This window comes from Paenarthrobacter sp. CCNWLY172 (assembly GCF_037402035.1).
Lineage (GTDB): Bacteria > Actinomycetota > Actinomycetes > Actinomycetales > Micrococcaceae > Arthrobacter.
Genome location: NZ_JBBEGB010000003.1, coordinates 288,343 through 305,707, shown reverse-complemented (window position 1 = coordinate 305,707; position 17,365 = coordinate 288,343). Strand labels below are relative to the sequence as shown.

At 63.4% G+C, this 17,365-nt stretch carries 16 protein-coding genes; 7 read left to right on the top strand and 9 right to left on the bottom strand.

The features are described from left to right. The first annotated feature begins 37 nt into the window (after positions 1 to 37). The 3 genes from WBN73_RS06245 (at position 38) to WBN73_RS06235 (ending at position 4,979) form a co-directional block, all read left to right on the top strand. Entirely contained in the window at positions 38 to 3,238 is a 3,201-nt protein-coding gene (locus WBN73_RS06245; protein WP_337339679.1) for an efflux RND transporter permease subunit, read from the top strand. A 149-nt stretch (positions 3,239 to 3,387) separates the two neighbouring features. After that, the gene (locus WBN73_RS06240) at positions 3,388 to 4,512 is read left to right on the top strand and encodes an LLM class flavin-dependent oxidoreductase (protein ID WP_207593844.1); all 1,125 of its coding nucleotides are present in this window, start codon (positions 3,388 to 3,390) and stop codon (positions 4,510 to 4,512) included. Beyond that, positions 4,512 to 4,979, top strand: coding sequence for a MarR family winged helix-turn-helix transcriptional regulator (locus tag WBN73_RS06235; protein ID WP_207593845.1), 468 nt, complete (start codon positions 4,512 to 4,514; stop codon positions 4,977 to 4,979). The genes WBN73_RS06240 and WBN73_RS06235 overlap by 1 nt, the downstream gene beginning before the upstream one ends. On the opposite strand, the gene WBN73_RS06230 is transcribed toward WBN73_RS06235, so the two are convergent. Both WBN73_RS06230 and WBN73_RS06225 read right to left on the bottom strand, forming a co-directional pair. Further along, a complete protein-coding gene (locus tag WBN73_RS06230) occupies positions 4,976 to 5,782 on the bottom strand; it encodes a transglutaminase-like domain-containing protein (protein WP_207593846.1) in 807 nt (268 codons plus the stop codon). The genes WBN73_RS06235 and WBN73_RS06230 overlap by 4 nt on opposite strands. 70 nt (positions 5,783 to 5,852) lie before the next feature. Further along, complete coding sequence (locus WBN73_RS06225) at positions 5,853 to 6,728, bottom strand: hypothetical protein (protein ID WP_337339680.1); 876 nt, start codon at positions 6,726 to 6,728, stop codon at positions 5,853 to 5,855. Positions 6,729 to 6,782: 54 nt separating this feature from the next. On the opposite strand from WBN73_RS06225, the gene WBN73_RS06220 reads away from it, so the two are divergent. Continuing rightward, on the top strand, positions 6,783 to 7,451 hold the full coding sequence (locus WBN73_RS06220) for a DUF1684 domain-containing protein (protein WP_337339681.1): 669 nt from the start codon (positions 6,783 to 6,785) through the stop codon (positions 7,449 to 7,451). Here the strand turns inward: WBN73_RS06220 and WBN73_RS06215 are convergent. Further along, on the bottom strand, positions 7,448 to 8,644 hold the full coding sequence (locus tag WBN73_RS06215) for an SLC13 family permease (protein WP_337339682.1): 1,197 nt from the start codon (positions 8,642 to 8,644) through the stop codon (positions 7,448 to 7,450). The genes WBN73_RS06220 and WBN73_RS06215 overlap by 4 nt on opposite strands. A 132-nt stretch (positions 8,645 to 8,776) precedes the next feature. Between WBN73_RS06215 and WBN73_RS06210 the strand changes: the two genes are divergently transcribed. The 3 genes from WBN73_RS06210 to WBN73_RS06200 all read left to right on the top strand — a co-directional run bounded on the left by WBN73_RS06210 (position 8,777) and on the right by WBN73_RS06200 (position 10,837). After that, the gene (locus WBN73_RS06210) at positions 8,777 to 9,355 is read left to right on the top strand and encodes a DM13 domain-containing protein (RefSeq protein WP_337339683.1); all 579 of its coding nucleotides are present in this window, start codon (positions 8,777 to 8,779) and stop codon (positions 9,353 to 9,355) included. Between the two features lie 100 nt (positions 9,356 to 9,455). Next, on the top strand, positions 9,456 to 10,334 hold the full coding sequence (locus WBN73_RS06205) for a fumarylacetoacetate hydrolase family protein (protein WP_337339684.1): 879 nt from the start codon (positions 9,456 to 9,458) through the stop codon (positions 10,332 to 10,334). A 17-nt stretch (positions 10,335 to 10,351) separates the two neighbouring features. Then, on the top strand, positions 10,352 to 10,837 hold the full coding sequence (locus tag WBN73_RS06200) for a GtrA family protein (RefSeq protein WP_337339685.1): 486 nt from the start codon (positions 10,352 to 10,354) through the stop codon (positions 10,835 to 10,837). A gap of 33 nt (positions 10,838 to 10,870) precedes the next feature. Here the strand turns inward: WBN73_RS06200 and WBN73_RS06195 are convergent, their stop codons facing one another. The 6 genes from WBN73_RS06195 to WBN73_RS06170 form a co-directional block, all read right to left on the bottom strand. Further along, positions 10,871 to 12,037: a cysteine desulfurase family protein gene (locus WBN73_RS06195; protein ID WP_207593852.1), complete on the bottom strand. Its 1,167-nt coding sequence runs from the start codon at positions 12,035 to 12,037 to the stop codon at positions 10,871 to 10,873. Positions 12,038 to 12,044: 7 nt separating this feature from the next. Beyond that, positions 12,045 to 12,917 (bottom strand): carboxylating nicotinate-nucleotide diphosphorylase, encoded by an 873-nt coding sequence (nadC, locus tag WBN73_RS06190; RefSeq protein WP_337339686.1) that lies wholly within the window; start codon positions 12,915 to 12,917, stop codon positions 12,045 to 12,047. Then, entirely contained in the window at positions 12,910 to 14,688 is a 1,779-nt protein-coding gene (locus WBN73_RS06185) for an L-aspartate oxidase (protein WP_337339687.1), read from the bottom strand. The genes nadC and WBN73_RS06185 overlap by 8 nt, the downstream gene beginning before the upstream one ends. Positions 14,689 to 14,730: 42 nt before the next feature. Next, a complete protein-coding gene (gene nadA / locus WBN73_RS06180; RefSeq protein ID WP_337339688.1) occupies positions 14,731 to 16,038 on the bottom strand; it encodes a quinolinate synthase NadA in 1,308 nt (435 codons plus the stop codon). Further along, complete coding sequence (locus tag WBN73_RS06175) at positions 16,035 to 16,754, bottom strand: NUDIX hydrolase (RefSeq protein ID WP_337339689.1); 720 nt, start codon at positions 16,752 to 16,754, stop codon at positions 16,035 to 16,037. Before WBN73_RS06175 ends, nadA begins: the two co-directional genes overlap by 4 nt. Positions 16,755 to 16,866: 112 nt before the next feature. Next, positions 16,867 to 17,340 carry an Lrp/AsnC family transcriptional regulator gene (locus tag WBN73_RS06170; protein ID WP_207593857.1) on the bottom strand — a complete coding sequence of 158 codons (474 nt, stop codon included), beginning with the start codon at positions 17,338 to 17,340 and terminating at the stop codon, positions 16,867 to 16,869. Positions 17,341 to 17,365: the final 25 nt, after the last annotated feature.

Genomic DNA, 17,365 nt, shown 5'->3' with positions numbered 1-17,365 from the left:
CAGACGAATCGTTACGTAGACCCTGGGAGTCAATGCAATGTTCCGCCTGGCCAAGCTTTCTCTGGGAAACCGGGCCCTGATCGCGCTGATCACCGTCTTTGCGGCGGTGTTCGGCGTGATCACCATGGGATCCCTGAAGCAGGAACTCATTCCGTCCATCGAGTTCCCGCAGATCACTGTGGTGACCTCCATGCCCGGGGCTTCCCCGGAGGTCGTGGACAAGCAATTGAGCCAGCCCCTGGAAACAGCACTGAACAGTGTTGAGGGACTGGAGTCCACCACGTCGACCTCCCGCAATGGTGTATCGCAGATCACCATGGTATTCACCTACGGGTCCAACCTTGACCGGGCACGGAACCAGATCGACCGGGCCATCTCCAATGCCAAGCGGGTGCTGCCCGCCGACGTCGAGCCCCAGTCCATTGCCGGGAACATCAGCGATTTCCCCATCGTCTACTTGGCCGTATCCTCGGACAAGCCCCTCAGTGAACTCAATGCCGACCTCTTGCGGCTAAGCGTTCCCCGGCTCCAGAAAATCGACGGCGTCCGCGGCGCCGATGTGACGGGCGGGGCCAGCCAGCACATCCTGATCCAGCCCCGTCCGGCAGACCTGGCCAGCAGCGGTGCATCCATCCAGGCCATCAGTAATGCCCTGAAGAACAACGGAACCTTGGTCCCCGTAGGCACCATCGAGGACCAAGGCAAGACGTTGTCCCTCCAGCTGGGCAGTCCCGTGGATTCCCTGGACATCATTAAGGGACTTCCCCTGACAGGGGCAAAGAATGCTGCCACCATCGGGGCAGTGGCCGACGTCAGCATCGAGGACGACGCCGCTACCTCCATCACGCGCACCAATGGCAAGCCGACGCTGGCACTGTCCGTCACCAAAAAGCCCGAGGGCGATACTGTGGCGATCTCGCATGCCGTGCGCGATGCGATCGGACCCATGCAGGACGAACTGGGCAACAACGCCACCTTCACGCCGGTCTTCGATCAGGCCCCGTTCATCGAGAAGTCCATCAAGGACCTCACCACCGAAGGCCTTCTTGGACTGGGCTTCGCTGTGGCCGTCATCCTGGTATTCCTGATGTCCGTGCGGTCCACCCTGGTGACCGCCGTCTCCATACCGCTGTCCCTTTTGATCACCTTCATAGGCATCTACGCCACCGGCTACTCACTGAACATCCTCACTTTGGGCGCACTGACCATTGCGATCGGACGTGTGGTGGATGACTCCATCGTGGTGATCGAGAACATCAAGCGACACCTCAGCTACGGCGAACACAAGCTCACCGCCATCCTGACTTCCATCCGTGAAGTCGCCGGAGCCATCACGGCCTCCACACTGACCACCGTGGCCGTCTTCCTGCCCATCGCCTTTGTGGGTGACCTCGCTGGAGAGCTGTTCCGGCCGTTCGCCCTCACAGTGACCATCGCGCTGTTGTCGTCATTGTTGGTTTCGCTCACGATCGTTCCGGTGCTGGCCTACTGGTTCCTCGCGTCCCCGGCAAAGGGCGCTGATGCGGCGGCCTCCACCCAGGAGGCGGCAAAGAAGGCCCGGGACGCCGAGCAAAAGAGCAGGCTCCAGCGCGGTTACCTTCCGATCCTCGCGAAAACACAAAAGCACCCGGTCATCACGCTGTCGGCCGCGGCTTTGGTGCTCGTGGCGACCGTTGCCGTTTCACCGCTTCTGGCCACCGACCTGCTGGGCCGCTCCGGCGAGAACAGCATGACCGTACGTCAGGTCCTGCCCGCCGGGACAAGCCTGCAGGCCACCAGCGATGAAGCCGCCAAAATCGAAGACGCCCTGAAGGGCATCAACGGCATCAAGGACGTGCAGGTCACCTCCGGAAATGCGCAGACAGGCTTCGCTGCCCTGACATCAACCGGTTCGTCCAACTCGACGTTCACCATTGTCACCGACGAGAAAGTGAACCAGGCCAAGCTCCAGGATGAGGTTAGATCACAACTTGAAGGTGCCGCGGGGAAGGTTACCGTCGGGTCCCAGCAAGGCGGCTTCGGTACATCCTCCACAGTGGACATCACCATCCGGGCGGCTAACTCCGCCGACCTCCAGACTGCCAGCGACGCCATGGTAAAGGCCATGGACGGGGTGCCGGGCAGTTCCGAGGTAGCTACCAACCTCGCGTCCAAGCAATCGGTGGTCCAAGTCCGCGTTGACCGCGCCAAAGCTGTTGCAGCCGGCTTGACGGAGGAACAGGTAGGGGCCTTCCTGGCCACCACCGTCAGCCCCATCCCTGCCGGTACCGTCCGGATCGATACCAACGACTACCCGGTACAGATCGGTGAGGGCACACGCTTCACCAGCATCGCTTCAGTCCGGGCACTCCAGCTACCCACAGCACGCGGCGGGGTGGCTTTGGAGTCCATTGCCGCGGTCGAGCAGGTTGATACTCCTGTCTCCATCACCAGCAGCAACGGGCAACGCACCGCGCGGGTGACCGTGACGCCGTCAGGTTCCAACCTGGGCAGCGTGAGCACCGCCGTTCAGGAGCGCCTGGCATCAGTGGAACTTCCGGCCGGGGTCACCGCCACCATCGGCGGTGCCACAACCCAGCAGGCCGAGTCTTTCCGGCAGTTGGGCCTGGCACTGCTGGCGGCCATCGCGATCGTTTACGTCATCATGGTGGCCGCATTCAAGTCACTCATCCAACCGCTGATCCTGCTGGTGTCGGTTCCTTTCGCCGCCACGGGCGCCGTCGGCTTGCTGTTGGTGACCGGTGTTCCGCTGGGCTTGCCTTCGCTGATCGGCATGCTGATGCTGGTGGGCATCGTGGTGACCAACGCAATCGTCCTGATCGACCTCATCAACCAGTACCGCAAGCCCCACGATGGCAGCCCGGGCATGAACGTGGCAGACGCCATCACGCACGGTGCCCGCCAGCGCCTCCGCCCCATCCTGATGACGGCATTGGCCACGGTGTTCGCACTGACGCCCATGGCCTTGGGACTCACGGGCGGCGGCGGGTTCATTTCACAGCCCCTGGCCATTGTGGTGATCGGCGGGCTGGTCTCCTCCACGGCCTTGACGCTGGTGCTGGTCCCGGTACTTTACAAGCTGGTGGAGGGACGCCGGGAGAAGAAGGACCTGCTGAACGCCCTGCAGGACAAGCCGACGCCGACCGGAAGCGGCTCGTCGGACGAATTCCAGGATTGGACCACGGGCATGATTCCCAGGGTCAAGGGCCGCCGCGCAGCCCACCATCCCGGCGAATAGCAGCCACCGCCAACAGACTCACCTTGCAGGCAGGGCCGGGAACAATTCCCGGCCCTGCCCTGTTACAGGTACCGATACATGCAAATGCATCTAGTTTGAGGTACACTGTTGAAAGAGCCCGGGACCACGGGCAGGGAGAAAGGCACATCATGCAGATCGGCGTATTCAGCGTCAGTGACATCACCACTGACCCCACCACGGGCCACACGCCCACGGAAAACGAACGCATCAAGGCGTCCGTTGCCATCGCAAAAAAGGTCGAAGAAATCGGTATGGATGTCTACGCCCTGGGCGAGCACCACAACCGGCCGTTCTTCTCCTCCTCCCCCACCACCACACTGGCTTACATCGCCGCGCAGACCGAGCGCATCACGCTCTCCACTGCAACCACGCTCATCACCACCAATGATCCGGTGAAGATTGCCGAAGACTTCGCCATGCTTCAGCACCTCTCCGACGGCCGCGTGGACCTGGTCCTCGGCCGTGGCAACACGGCGCCGGTCTACCCCTGGTTCGGCAAGAACATCCAGGACGGCGTCGAACTCGCGATCGAAAACTACAGCCTGCTCCGCAAGCTGTGGGATGAGGACACCGTCAATTGGTCCGGCAAGTTCCGCACGCCGCTGCAGAACTTCACCTCCACTCCTCGACCGCTCGACGGCGTGGCTCCGTTCGTGTGGCACGGTTCCATCCGTACGCCGCAGATCGCAGAGGTTGCTGCGTACTTTGGCGATGGCTTCTTTGCCAACAACATCTTCTGGCCCAAGGAGCATTACCAGCAGCTGATCGGCCTCTACCGCGAGCGTTACGAGCACTATGGACACGGCAAGGCAGATCAGGCGATTGTGGGCCTCGGCGGGCAATTCTTCATGAGGAAGAACTCCCAGGACGCTGTCAAGGAATTCCGCCCGTACTTCGACAATGCGCCGGTCTACGGCCACGGACCGTCGCTGGAGGACTTCACCTCCCAGACGCCATTGACCGTAGGAAGCCCCCAGGAAGTCATTGAAAAGACCCTGACCTTCCGCGAGGCCTTTGGGGACTACCAGCGCCAGCTGTTCCTGATCGACCACGCCGGCCTTCCCCTGAAGACTGTCCTGGAGCAGTTGGACCTCTTCGGCGAGGAAGTCCTTCCCGTCCTGCGCAAGGAATATGCTGCCATGAAGCCGGCACACGTGCCGGATGCTCCGACGCACGCATCCCGCGTTGCCGCAGCATTGGAAGAAAAAGTCAGCGAATCCGCAACTGCCGGTGCCGCGGGGCAGGACGCCTGATGTCCGGTCCAACGGGCGCTGCGTCCTCCGCCGTTCGCCTCGCCGCCGAAACCTGGGAGTCGTTGTTCCGCTCCCAGGTGGCGGTGATGCGGAAGCTTCAGTCAGGACCGGCGTTCAAAACCCTTCCAGTCAAGGAATACGACGTTCTTTTTACGCTCTCCAAGTGCCCGTCGGGGCAGCTCCGGCTCAACGAAATCAACGACAAAGTGCTGTTGAGCCAGTCGAGCCTGAGCCGCTTGGTGGACCGTCTTGAGAAGCGCGGTTTGGTGGAGCGGACGGCAGCCCCCGACGACGGCCGCGGAGTGTTGCTCTCACTCACCGAAGCGGGCAGCGAACTTCAAAAAACGATCGGGCGGGAACACGTGCGGGACATCGCCCACTTGGTGGGACCGGCCCTCACCCCCGAAGAACAGCGCGAACTCCTTCGTCTAACGGAAAAACTCCGTGCGTCCGTGGCGGGACACTAACGAAGGCTGACGGGCTCCCGGAGATCCTCTACCGGGAGCTCGCCATTGACCGAGGCACTGACTTTGAGGGTCTTCAGTGTCAGGCTGCCACCCACAGTGGAGAGGAACGCCGTATCCGAGGAATCCCGGCCTGCCGTGATCCTCAGCATGGATTCACGGGGTGCCAGGCCCGTGGGGTCGACAATGTACCAAGCACCGTCAATGTACGCTTCGGCCACGGCATGGAAATCCATGGGACTCAACCCGGGGGCGTACACAGCTGCGAGCCGGGCAGGTACATCCTTGGCCCTCAACAACGCAATGGCCAGGTGGGCGAAATCGCGGCACACCCCCTTGCGGTGCAGCAACGTTTCCACGGCACCATCGGTACCCCGGGACGAACCGCTGACGTAGCGGAGTTCCGCGTTGACCCAGTTGCGGACCGCCTGGAGCAGTTCGGCTCCTTGCAGCGAGCCAAACTCGGCGTAGGAGGTGGGCAGCAGCCTGTCAGACTCCGCGTACCTGCTGGGCCTGACGTAGCGGATCAACTCCATGGGAGTGGACTTTTCAGGGATGCCAAAGCCGTGAACAGTGGCGCGGTACTCCACCGTCACTTCACTGGGCTCGGTGAACTCAAGGTAATGGAATCGGCCACCGTGGTGGTCGCTGAGTTCGGCGAAGGGAAGCTCGTCACCGGCGGAGGTGATGGACAGGGTTTCCGTCACTGAGTCGTAACCGGAATTCCGGGCCACGGCTATTGCCATGGCTACTTTGGTGCTGGCTGCGGTCTTGAAAACGAGCGTGGCAGCAACGTTGCGTTCCATTGATCTCCGGGATATGTTGCGGCGGGCAGTCCCCAACGGCGCCGTATGTGTGAAGCAGCCAATCGCGGGACTATTGATTGACCTTCAGAGACAGTAGCATCCGCTGGACATTGGCGAATTCAGAACCGTGGACCGCGTACTTCGCGGCCAGGTCCAGAGTGTCGAAGGATTTGGCCGGCGCCACCTTCTCATCTGCAGCAAACGCATGAAGGGCGGGGACGTCACCAAACGAATAGTCGCCCTTTCCCGCCGGTCCCAACACCCGGTTCCGGAGTTCGCACGACTGCCCATCAGCCCCCGCCACCATGTTGGTGATGCCGTAGGAACCGAAAAACTTGTAGCCCTGGATCACCCGGAAAACGACCCGCGGGTCAATGGTGTCCGGACCATCCGAATGGGGGACGTCCAAGGGGACGCTGCTGATCACCACATACGGCCGCCCCTGGCCGGCCGGGCAATCCACCGGAGTGGATGGAGGCAGGCCTGTCTGGAGGGTGGCAACATAGCTGCCCCCACCGTCCTTGACTTCCACCTTCACTGCTCCCGCCAAAGAACCCGCATCCGGAGTTACCGACTGGGCAATCCAATCCCTGGGCAGATCGAAGCTGACAGTCTTGGCCGGATCCGAATACGTCTTCCATGACAGCGCTGTTGCTGCCCCGCTGGGACTGGGACTGGCGCCGGCCGGATCAGCCGAGGCTGCCGTCCCTCCGGAACCAGGCGTTGCGGAAGGTGGGTTGCCCGCCGTGCCGGGTTCCGCCGTCGAACTGTCTGTTGGCGCGCCTGTACCCGACTCCGGACTGTTGGGCTTCGACGTCGCCGTAGAAGAGACCTGGGGTCCCTTGTTTTCAGCTGAACAAGCGGAAGCTGCGGCGAGCACCGACCCTGCCAGCACCAAGGCAGCGAGCTTCACCGGAACACACTCCAGGTTCATGATGCCCTTCATGACCACAGCCTATCGGCGGCGATACCGCGACACGCACAGGACTAGGCTGAGGGTATGGCTCCCGATCACCAGGACTATTTCGAGGACGACATCCCCACCATGTCAGCGGTTGATATTGCTGACTGGCGCTTGCGGACATTCGCGCTGTACGACAAAGTGCGTCAACTGGCGGCCACCAACCCGTTCGACGCCCACGTTTTCTGGCGCCAGGAGCGGGACCTGATGTTCGCCACCCATCCAGCATCAGCGCTGACTGCGGAGATGAAGGCTTCATTCACAGGACTCCGCACAGCCGGCTACGACCCCGCCTTCCGCAAATACGCGGTGCTCTCTCCCCACGGCTCCGGGCAGGAAATGAATGTTGAGACGGGCACCGATGGCGTGGTGCCGTTCGTCCGCATCGGTACTTTCGAGCTGACCGGCCTGGGCTCGTTGGCGGTGTGGCGGCTCCGGAGCTACGGCGGCGGGATCTTTGTCCCGTTCCGCGACGCAACAGCTGGGAAGGACGGCGGAAGCTACGGGGCGGGCCGCTACCTGCTGGACACGGTCAAGGGCTCCTTCCACGGGACAAGAAATTCGTCCGGAGAACAGGAGTTCATCCTTGATTTCAATTTCGCCTACAACCCCTCCTGCGCCTACAACGAAGCGTGGGCGTGCCCCTTGGCCGGGCCGGACAACCGCCTGGCCACGGAAGTTCCGGTGGGCGAACTGTACGTGGGCTAACCAAACGTTCCTCCCGCGCCAGCAGCTGCGAGCGCCGCGACGGCCGCCAGGATGGTCAGCGGTGCCACGATCAGGCCGTACACGGCGTAGCCCTTCCATGTGATCAGCACATTCATCCGCATCAGCCGGTCATGCCACAGCAGGGTGGCCAACGAAGCCCACGGCGTGATCAAGGGACCTGCGTTCACACCCACCAGCAGCGCGGCCACCCGCTCCGGACTTCCCGCCAGGGGCTCAGCCACAAGATATGCCGGAAGGTTGTTGGCCAGGTTGGAGCCCAGGGCGCCCGTCATGGCCAGCCTGAGCAGCTCAATGAACCCGCTTCCCTGGCCTGCCACCTGTCCCAGCAGCACTGAGGCACCGAGGTATTGGGTAGCCTCCACCACCAGGAAGAGGCCACAGGTGAACAGCAACAACGACCACGGAACCAGCGTCACAGTGAGGACTTTGGGTCGTCGGAAGGCAAACACCCCGGCAAGGATCAGGGCTGCCCCTGTGGCCGGAATCCAGATGGCAACACCGGACACCAACGCGGGCAAAAGCAACACCAGGACTGCTGCGCTGACCACCAGCAGGAGTCTGTCCGCTACAGGAGTCGCCCGTGGGACCTGGGCTGGACGTGCAGCATCGAGGGCATAGGTCTTGCGAAGGTCGCCCCGGAATACCACGGCGATGAAGGCCAGGGGAACCAGTATTGCCGCCAACGATGGCGCCCACATCAGCTGGGCAAACCGTATCGGACTGATGTTGCCAAGATGGTGCTGGGCCAACAGGTTGGTCAGGTTGGAAATCGGGAGCAAAAGACTTGCCGTATTCGCCAACCACACCGTTGTCAGGGCGGAGGGCAGGACTGGGAGACCCGTTTGTCGGGCCACCGTGACCACCACCGGCGTCAAGAGCACCGCCGTCGTATCCAGCGACAGGAAAACGGTGCTCAAAATCGCGAACAACGCCAACAGCAGCCAGAGGAGGACACCGCTGCCGCGGCCCCACCGACGCAGCCGCCGCGCGATCCATTGGAAGGTGCCGGCTTCGCTGACGAGCTCTGTCACCACGGTCATTGCGACGACGAACCCCAGGATAGGCGCCACCCGGTCCACCAGGACCGCTACTTCCTGCCATGGCAGGACGCCCGTGGCCACGGTGACACCGCCTGCCACAAGGAGAACCAGTCCGATGATCGCCAGCCGCATGAGTCGGATTCTAAGCCCGGTGGCTGGGTTTGCCGCCCAGGTTCCTCCGGGGAACGGCCCAGGCAACAGCACGTCACCGTACCGTAAGCAATGAAGCCCCCGCTCCGATGACGTGAAGCCTAGCCTTGAGCTATGAACCGATGGCGGAGTTTCATACGGGACCACAGGACCCTTGCTGCGGTGGTCGGAGTGCTGATCCTGTCAGTGGTGGTGGTAGCGGCTGCGCTCTTCCAACCGTGGCGGCTGTTCACCAGCAGCAGCGTCAATGAGGCGCTGCCGGTAGTGGGTGTGTCCACGGGTCAACCGTCGGCTGGCGGGACGGCGGGCGCGCCGCCAAGCCAGGCCGTGCCAAGCCAGGCTCCACCCAGCGGCCCGGCAGTGGTGGGCGGCGGCATTTTCCAATCCCAGGAACATCAAACCACCGGCACGGCGCAGCTGTTGATGCTCCCCGACGGCAGCCATCTGCTCCGCCTCGAGAATTTGGCAAGCAGTGACGGACCTGACGTCAAGGTCTGGCTCAGCAGCCAGGAGGCCGGCGGAGACTGGTTCAAATACCGCTCGGGACGCTATGTGGACCTTGGCCCCATCAAGGCCACGCACGGCAACCAAAACTATGTTGTTCCGGCCGGCACCGACATCACGGGGCTGACGTCCGTGGTGCTTTGGTGCGATCGGTTCAGTGTTGCTTTCGGATCGGCCCCGCTCGCATGAGGCGTTGCGGGGCCTGCCCTGCGCGCCAAGACTCTGCCACAGGACGTAAAGCGGGCCCCACAACGCGAGGCATCAGGCAGGGAGGACGTAGGATGTCATCATGACCATGCCTGCCCCCCGCCGCATCGCCCGTGTCCGCCCCACCCCCGTTCCGACCGTCGCCGGCCAACCCTTGGCTCGCCAGTACCCCGACGAGTACTTCTTTGTGGCCAACGACGCCCCGGATTTCACTTCGGTGGAAGGCACCAGGTGGACTGTGGTGGAGTCCCCTTTCCCGGCGTCGAGGGCCAATGCCAACAGCCCTGCCAGGAAAGGGTGGGAGCTGGGCGCCGTGGTGAGCCAGGATGCTTTTACTTTCCTCGCGCCTTCAGTGCCTGTGAACGTCTTTGGCATGGCACACAACACCGGGCAGCCGGGACGTGACCTGCCGCCCCAGGCTTTCCACAAGGCGGCATCGAGCGTGATCGGCCCGGGGGAAGCCATCCAGCTGGACTCCGGCGTGGGCTACGTCGACCCGGAAGCGGAACTGACGGTCGTCGTCGGGCGCCCTGCGCGGGGCTTGACGCTGGAAACAGCCCGGTCAGCGATTCTTGGCTACACCATCGGCAACGACGTATCGGCACGGGACCTGCAAAAGACCGACGAGCTCTGGATCAGTGCCAAGAGCCAGGACACGTTTACGCCGGCGGGGCCTTGGATGGTCACCGATCTTGACGACTCGAACCTGGAGATCGGGATCGTGCACAACGGCAATGAACTCAAGACCGCCAGTTCTGCTGACCTGGGCTGGAAGGTGGACGAGATCCTGGTCTACCTGAGCTCGTTCATGACCCTCCAGCCCGGCGACCTGGTGCTGACAGGGTTCCCCGCAGAGTGCGCCCGCATTCAACCCGGCGACACTGTGGTGTGCCGGATTGAAGGAATCGGCGAGCTCCGGAACCCCGTCACCAGCGCATCCTGGGAGGACCAGCCCGCTTGATGTGTCAGGCTTAAGCCATGGAGACAGCTGCGGACGCCACTGAGCTGCGCCCGTCTCCCCCACAGCAACCACCCCGCACACGGCACCGCGGAGTCCTCAGATACCCCGTCGTGCGGCAACTGGCCCGCTTCACCGGAGTCGGAGTGTTGTGCACGGCAAGCTCGCTGGCCATTTACGCGTTGTTGCGTCCATGGATTGACCCTCAGCTGGCCAACGCCGTGGCACTGATTGTGACGTCCCTGATGAATACTGCCCTGAACCGCCGGCTCACGTTCAAGATCACGGGAAAGAACAAACGCACCCGGGACCACCTCAGTGGCGTCATAGTGATCGCCATTGCCTTGGTCATCACGGGAGGCAGCCTGGGCGTCCTGCACCTCATCAGGCCGGAAGCCACAGTCACCGAAGAATTGTGGACTACTACGTTGTCCGGCTTCGTGGCCACAGCGGTTCGGTTTACCCTGCTGAGGCACTGGATTTTCCGGCGCGCCCGGCACGTGTAACCCGTCGTACTGCGGCAACCGGCCACAGTGCAGCTATCCCGCTTGCGGGGATGCCAGGTTCCGGACGCGTCCGACGGCGGTTTCCACGGCGTCGGCGGCCTGCTCCAGTTCTGTTTCGGTGACAGTCGAGGTGAAGCTGAAGCGCACGGCCGTCTGTGCCGTTTCAGGTGCGATGCCCAGGGCCACCAAGACAGGTGACGGAGCATCGGATCCCGCAGCGCAGGCCGAGCCGCTGGAACACACTACGCCAAGGCGCTCAAGCTCCAGCAACACCGATTCTCCACTGGTGCCCGGGAAACAGAAGGACGCCACCGATGGCAACCGCTGCAGTCGGTGGCCAGTGACCACAGTGCCCGCGACACCAGCCCGGATCCGTTCAATGAACTGATCCCTCAAGCCTGAGACTCGAGCGGACTGCTCTGGTTGCTCCGCGCTGGCCAACAACAACGCGGTGGCCAATGCCACGGCGCCAGCCACGTTCTCCGTACCCGAGCGCTTACCCCGTTCCTGGCCCCCACCGTGAACCAAGGGCTCCACCCGGAGCCGCCCTTTGGTGAAGAGCACACCGGATCCTTTGGGGGCACCAAGTTTGTGTCCGGACATGCTCAGGGCATCCACCCCGAGCGCCTTGACGTCCAAGGTCAACCACCCGGCAGCCTGGACGGCATCGGTGTGGAAGGGGACGCCGTGTTCCCGCGCCACTGCTGCCAGGGCTGGAATCGGCTGGACCGTTCCGATCTCGTTGTTCGCGTACATGATGCTGACCAATGCCGTTTCGGGCCGCACCACGGCCCTCAGCCCCTCAACCGACACCAGGCCCTCAGCGTCCACCGGCAGCACATCCACGATGAAGCCGTGCACCCGCTCCAAGTACCTCGCCGATTCCTCCACTGCAGGATGTTCGATCGCGCTGATGACCACCCTGTTCAGTGTCGGATCAGCCGACCGCCGGGCCAGCGCGATGCCTTTGACGGCCAGGTTGTCTGCCTCAGTGCCTCCGGAAGTGAAAGTGACCTCCCCCGCACGGCAATTGAGGATCTTCGCGACGCCGGCACGCGCCCCGGCGAGCGCTGCTGCTGCCGCTTCACCCAGGGTGTGGTGGCTGGAGGGGTTGCCGAACTCACCGCTCAAGTACGGCCACATGGCCTCAAGTGCCTCGCGGCGTACGGGGGTGGTGGCTGCGGCGTCGAGGAAGATCATGGGACCGTCAGGCTGTCTCTAGGACAACGTCGAGGCCGAGATCGAGGGCGCTCACGCTGTGGGTCAGGCCCCCAATGGAGATCACGTCCACGCCGGCCGCGGCTATTTCGGTGACGGTGGTGACATTGACGTTGCCGCTGGCTTCCACCATGGCCCTGCCGTCCACCTGCTTGACCCCGGCCCTGAGTTCCTCGATGGAGAAGTTGTCCAGCATGATGGTGTCCACGCCGGCCGCCAGCACGGGTTCGATCTGCTCAGCGCGGTCCACTTCAACTTCGAAGTGCGTGGTGTGGCCCAGCTGGGCTTTGGCAGCAACCAACAGCTCAGTGAGCTTGGTGGAGTCGCCGCCGGTCATGACGGCCAGGTGGTTGTCCTTGGCCAGCACGGCATCGGACAGGCTGTAGCGGTGGTTCGCTCCCCCACCACAGCGCACAGCGTAGCGTTCAAGGACCCTCAGGCCGGGCGTGGTCTTACGGGTGTCCGTAATCCTGGCGCGGGTACCTTCCACGAGCCGGACAAATTCGGCGGTCTTCGTAGCAATGGCACTCATCCGCTGCACCAGGTTGAGCCCAACGCGTTCAGCGAGGAGCACGGAGCGGGCGCTGCCGCTGACCCGCGCAAGGTGCGTGCCGGCGTCGAACGCTTCACCATCGGCGAGCAGCAGTTCCACCTCGGTATCAGGGTCCACAAGCTTCATGGCATCGCGGAACACGGTACCGCCGCTGAAGACACCGGGAACCCGCGCGTTCAGCACGGCGGTTGCCCGGGCGTCAGCGGGGATCAGCAACTGGGAGGTAATGTCCCCGCTGGGTGCGTCCTCCGCGAATGCCCGCTCCAGGATGTCCCGGACAGGGGCTGCGGGGAGGGTCAGGTTAGTCATGGACGAGGCTCACTTTCCGGCTCATGGTGTAACGCTTGTCAAAATCGTCGACGGCGGCTGGTTCCCCCACGCTGTCGCTGCGGTAATGCGCCCCCAAGGACTCCCGCCGTTCCCGGGCCGCCCGCACGAGCAACTGGGCAGCCAGCAGAAGGTTGGAGTCCTCATGTTCCCGGACATCGAAGGAATCAGGAACATCCAAGGGCAGAACCTCACCCTCCCAAGACCCAAGAGTTTCCGCGGCCGCAGCCAACAACTGACCATCACGCAACACGCCAGCTTTAGCTGTCATGAGGAGCCGCAGCGCGTGGCGTGAGAACCCACTGGTGGAGGCAGGGTGGGCGAGCGGATGACCCTCCAACAATTCCAGCGGTGCCGGAGGCCTCGACAGCGCCGTTGTAGCGTGAGCGCCCGAACCGGCCGCCGAGCTTGCGAGGCGATCGCCGGTTCGAGGCGCGAGCGCAGGCGCCAAGGGGCCGGCGGTGCCGTCAGGCGACTCACCAGAGAGAAAAACGTCAACAGCCCGCCGCCCAAACACCAGCCCCTCAAGCAGGGAGTTACTTGCCAAGCGATTGGCCCCTTGCACACCGGTACAAGCCACTTCGCCTGCAGCCAGGAGCCCAGGAACAGAGGTGCGGCCGTAGAGGTCGGTCACCACCCCACCCATCCAGTAGTGGGCCGCCGGCGCCACGGGGACCAGTTCCCGGGTCCAGTCGACGCCTGCTTGGCGGGTCCTCTTGCTGAGGGTGGGGAAGCGCTTGGCCAGGAAGCCGCTGCCCCTCTGCTCTTCGATCACGGTGGCGTCGAGGAACACATGGCCGTTGGGATCGCCGAGTTTTGCCAGGTGCAGGGCGATGCTGCGGGAGACGACGTCCCGGGGTGCGAGTTCGGCGTCCGGGTGGTAGCCGGGCATGAACCGGTGACCCTGGGCGTCCACGAGGACGGCACCTTCCCCGCGGACGGCCTCGGAAATCAGCAGGGGGTCGTTGTTGCCTTCCACCTCCCGGGCTTCGGCCGGAAGGACCATGCAGGTGGGGTGGAACTGGAAGAATTCAAGGTCGGCTACGGCCGCGCCGACGCGCCAGGCGAGCGCCAGGCCATCCGCTGTGGCGACGGAGGGGTTGGTGGTCTGGGCGAAAAGTTGTCCGGCGCCCCCGGTGGCCAGCAACACGGAGTCGCCATGGACGCCGAGGTGGCGCCCTTCGTGGAGGAAATTGGCCCCCACCACACGGCCACCATGCTGTCCGCCCAGCGAGAGCGACGTGACGTGGGCGTGCCCGATGACCTGGATTTTGCCGGCTGCCTGAAAGTCCAGGACAGTGCGGATCAGTGCGGCCGCCACCCCGGCGCCGGTGGCATCGCCGCCGGCGTGCAGGATCCGTGGAGCGGAGTGGGCGGCTTCAAGACCCAAGGCGGGGTCGCCGTCGTCGTCAAGGTCGAACTCGACGCCGAACCGCCCCAGCCCGGCGATGTCCAGCCGCGCCTCGGTGCACAACACCCGCACTGCCTCTTCATTGCAGTGCTCAGCACCGGCTGTGAGGGTATCGGCAATGTGGGCGGCAACAGTGTCTCCGGGAGCAGGCTCGTCCAGCACAGCCGAGATGCCACCTTGGGCGTAGTAGGTGTTGCTGTCTGCAAGGGCTCCCTTGGTCAGCAACACCACTTCCGCCCCGGCTTCCGCGGCCAGCAGGGCTGAGTACAGTCCTGCGATGCCGCTTCCGACGACGATCAGCCGCTGGGGCCCGGGGCCGCGAGCAAGGCTCTCTGTAGTCATGTGGGGCTCGATTCGGCTAGTCCGTTGGGGTATGCCCGACCGTTAGGCAGGCTTGGCTGCCAGCATGCGCTCCAGCGCAATCTTGGCGTTGTCCTGCACGGAGTCGTCCACGGTAATGCGGTTGACCACTCGTCCTTCCACCAGCTCCTCAAGGACCCAGGCGAGGTAGCCCGGGTGGATGCGGTACATGGTGGAGCACGGGCAGATGACCGGATCCAGGCAGAAGATGGTGTGCTGCGGGTTTTCCGCAGCGAGCCGGTTCACCATGTTGATCTCGGTGCCGATGGCGAAAGTGGTGGGTTCCGTGGCAGCTGCTATGGCCTTCTTGATGAAGTCCGTGGATCCGGCGGAGTCGGCTGCGTCCACTACCTCCATAGGGCATTCGGGGTGGACGATCACGTTGACGCCGGGGAAGTCCTGGCGGGCTTTTTCGATCTGGCCCACGTTGAAGCGCTTGTGGACCGAGCAGAAGCCATGCCACAGGATCACCCTGGAGTCGAGCAGTTGCTGTTCATCGTTGCCGCCCAGTTCCTTACGCGGGTTCCACATGGGCATCTGTTCCAGCGGGACTCCGAGCGCCTTGGCAGTGTTGCGGCCCAGGTGCTGGTCGGGGAAGAACAGGACGCGCTGACCACGCTCGAAGGCCCATTCAAGGACCACCTTGGCGTTGGAGGAGGTGCAGACGATGCCACCGTTGCGGCCACAGAAAGCCTTCAGCGCAGCAGAAGAGTTCATGTAGGTGACGGGGATGACCGGCACGCGGCCTGATGCGTCCGGCTCGGTGCCGAAGATCTCCTCCAGCTGTTCCCAGCACTCCTCCACGGAGTCTTCGTCCGCCATATCGGCCATGGAGCAACCCGCTGCGAGGTTGGGCAGGATGACAGCTTGCTCCGGCGTGGAAAGGATGTCGGCGGTTTCCGCCATGAAGTGCACGCCGCAGAAGATGATGGCTTCGGCGTCGGGCTTGGTGAGGGCCGCGTTGGCAAGCTGGAAGGAATCGCCGACGAAGTCGGCATACTGAATGACCTCATCGCGCTGGTAGAAGTGCCCCAGGATGACGGCGCGGTCCCCGAGTGTTGCCTTGGCGGCCCGAATCCGGGCGTCCAGTTCGGCGTCGGAGGCTTTTTTGTACTCCTCCGGCAACTGGCCCTGGCGTGGGGTGGCCTTGGGGGCGACGTCGCTGCTGGAGGCACCGGGCCCATACGCGGGCTCGCCGGCGAGGGCTTCGGCAAGGTCGTATTCCCATGGGCCCCTGGCCAAGGCCGGGCTGCACGTGGACCCTGCGCGGGAAAGTCCCTTCTCGGCTTCCTCGCGAGTGATCAGCTGGACGGCAGTGTTGACGCTGCTCATGGTGTACTCCTGTTATCTGGCCCGAGGCCGGGCGTGCCGGTGAAGCGGTAGAGGCGGGGTGGGCGGTGTTTGCCGCCTTGAAGGTATTGACCGGTTTCTTCGATTTCCGGTGTTGCCTTGACGTGTCGGCGGAAGTTTGCGGGATCGAGCTGACGGTCCAGAACGGCCTCATAGACTTCGCGGACCTGGGCGAGGGTAAAGAATTCGCCCAGCAGGTGGTAGGCGATGGACCCATAGGCCATTTTGTTGCGGAGCCGCCATAAGGCGTATTCCACGATTGCGTTGTGATCGAAGGCGAGTTCACCGAGCCGGTCGGCCCGGAACCACCGCACATTCTCTGACTCGTCGGCCAAAGCAGCTTCGGTGGGTTGCACCAAAGCCCAGTACACGATGGAGACAACACGCTGGGTGGGCGACCTGTGAAGACCACCGAAAGCGTAAAGCTGCTCAAGGTAGTGCGGGGTCAGCCCGGTGGTCTCACGGAGGTTTCGCGACGCCGCGTCCTGGAGGGACTCGTCGTGGGCCAACGGCCCGCCCGGGAGGGCCCACATGTCCTTGTAGGGCTCGCGGATGCGCCGGACCAACGGCAGCCACAGCGTAGGGCGGCCGGACTTCTCGCTGGGGCGAAGGGCGAAAATCACCGTAGAAATAGCCAACGACGGCGGTGCAAGCCGCCTTTCGGCGACGTTCGCTGAGTTGCTGTTCACGGCGTTCACCTCGCTTCATCGCCGCCTGGAGCGCTCCACCAGTAACTTGGAGAACTAGTTAAAGTCATGTTGACTAGAACTAATGGTACGACTCAACAGGCGCTTGGCAAAATGCCTGACGTCACACTGTCTTGGCTGCGGCCTCCATCAGCGGCAGGGTGCGGCCTTGGATGTGACTGTTGAGCACGATGACCGACGAACACCGGACCACCGACTTTGTGGCGATCATGGCATCAAGGACGCGCTGCATGTCCGGGTTGGAACGTGCCGCAATCCGCACCATGAGGTCCGAGTTCCCCGTGACGGTATGGACCTCGATGATCTCGGGAATGGCGCTCAGGCTTTCAATGATGGCGTCGTGGCCGATCTCCTGTGTGATGGTGACCGAACAGAACGCCACCACCGGAAAACCAAAATTGGCCGGGTCGGGCTGCGGTACCCACGAGCCGATGACCCCGTTCTCAATCATTCGATCAATCCGGGACTGCACGGTAGCCCTGGCAACCCTGAGCACGCGGGAGGCCTCCAACACGGAAGATCGCGGTGAATCCGTGAAGAAACGTACAATTTTTGCATCAAGCGCATCGACCAGCATCAAAGTTCCTGTCCCCGGGGATCCA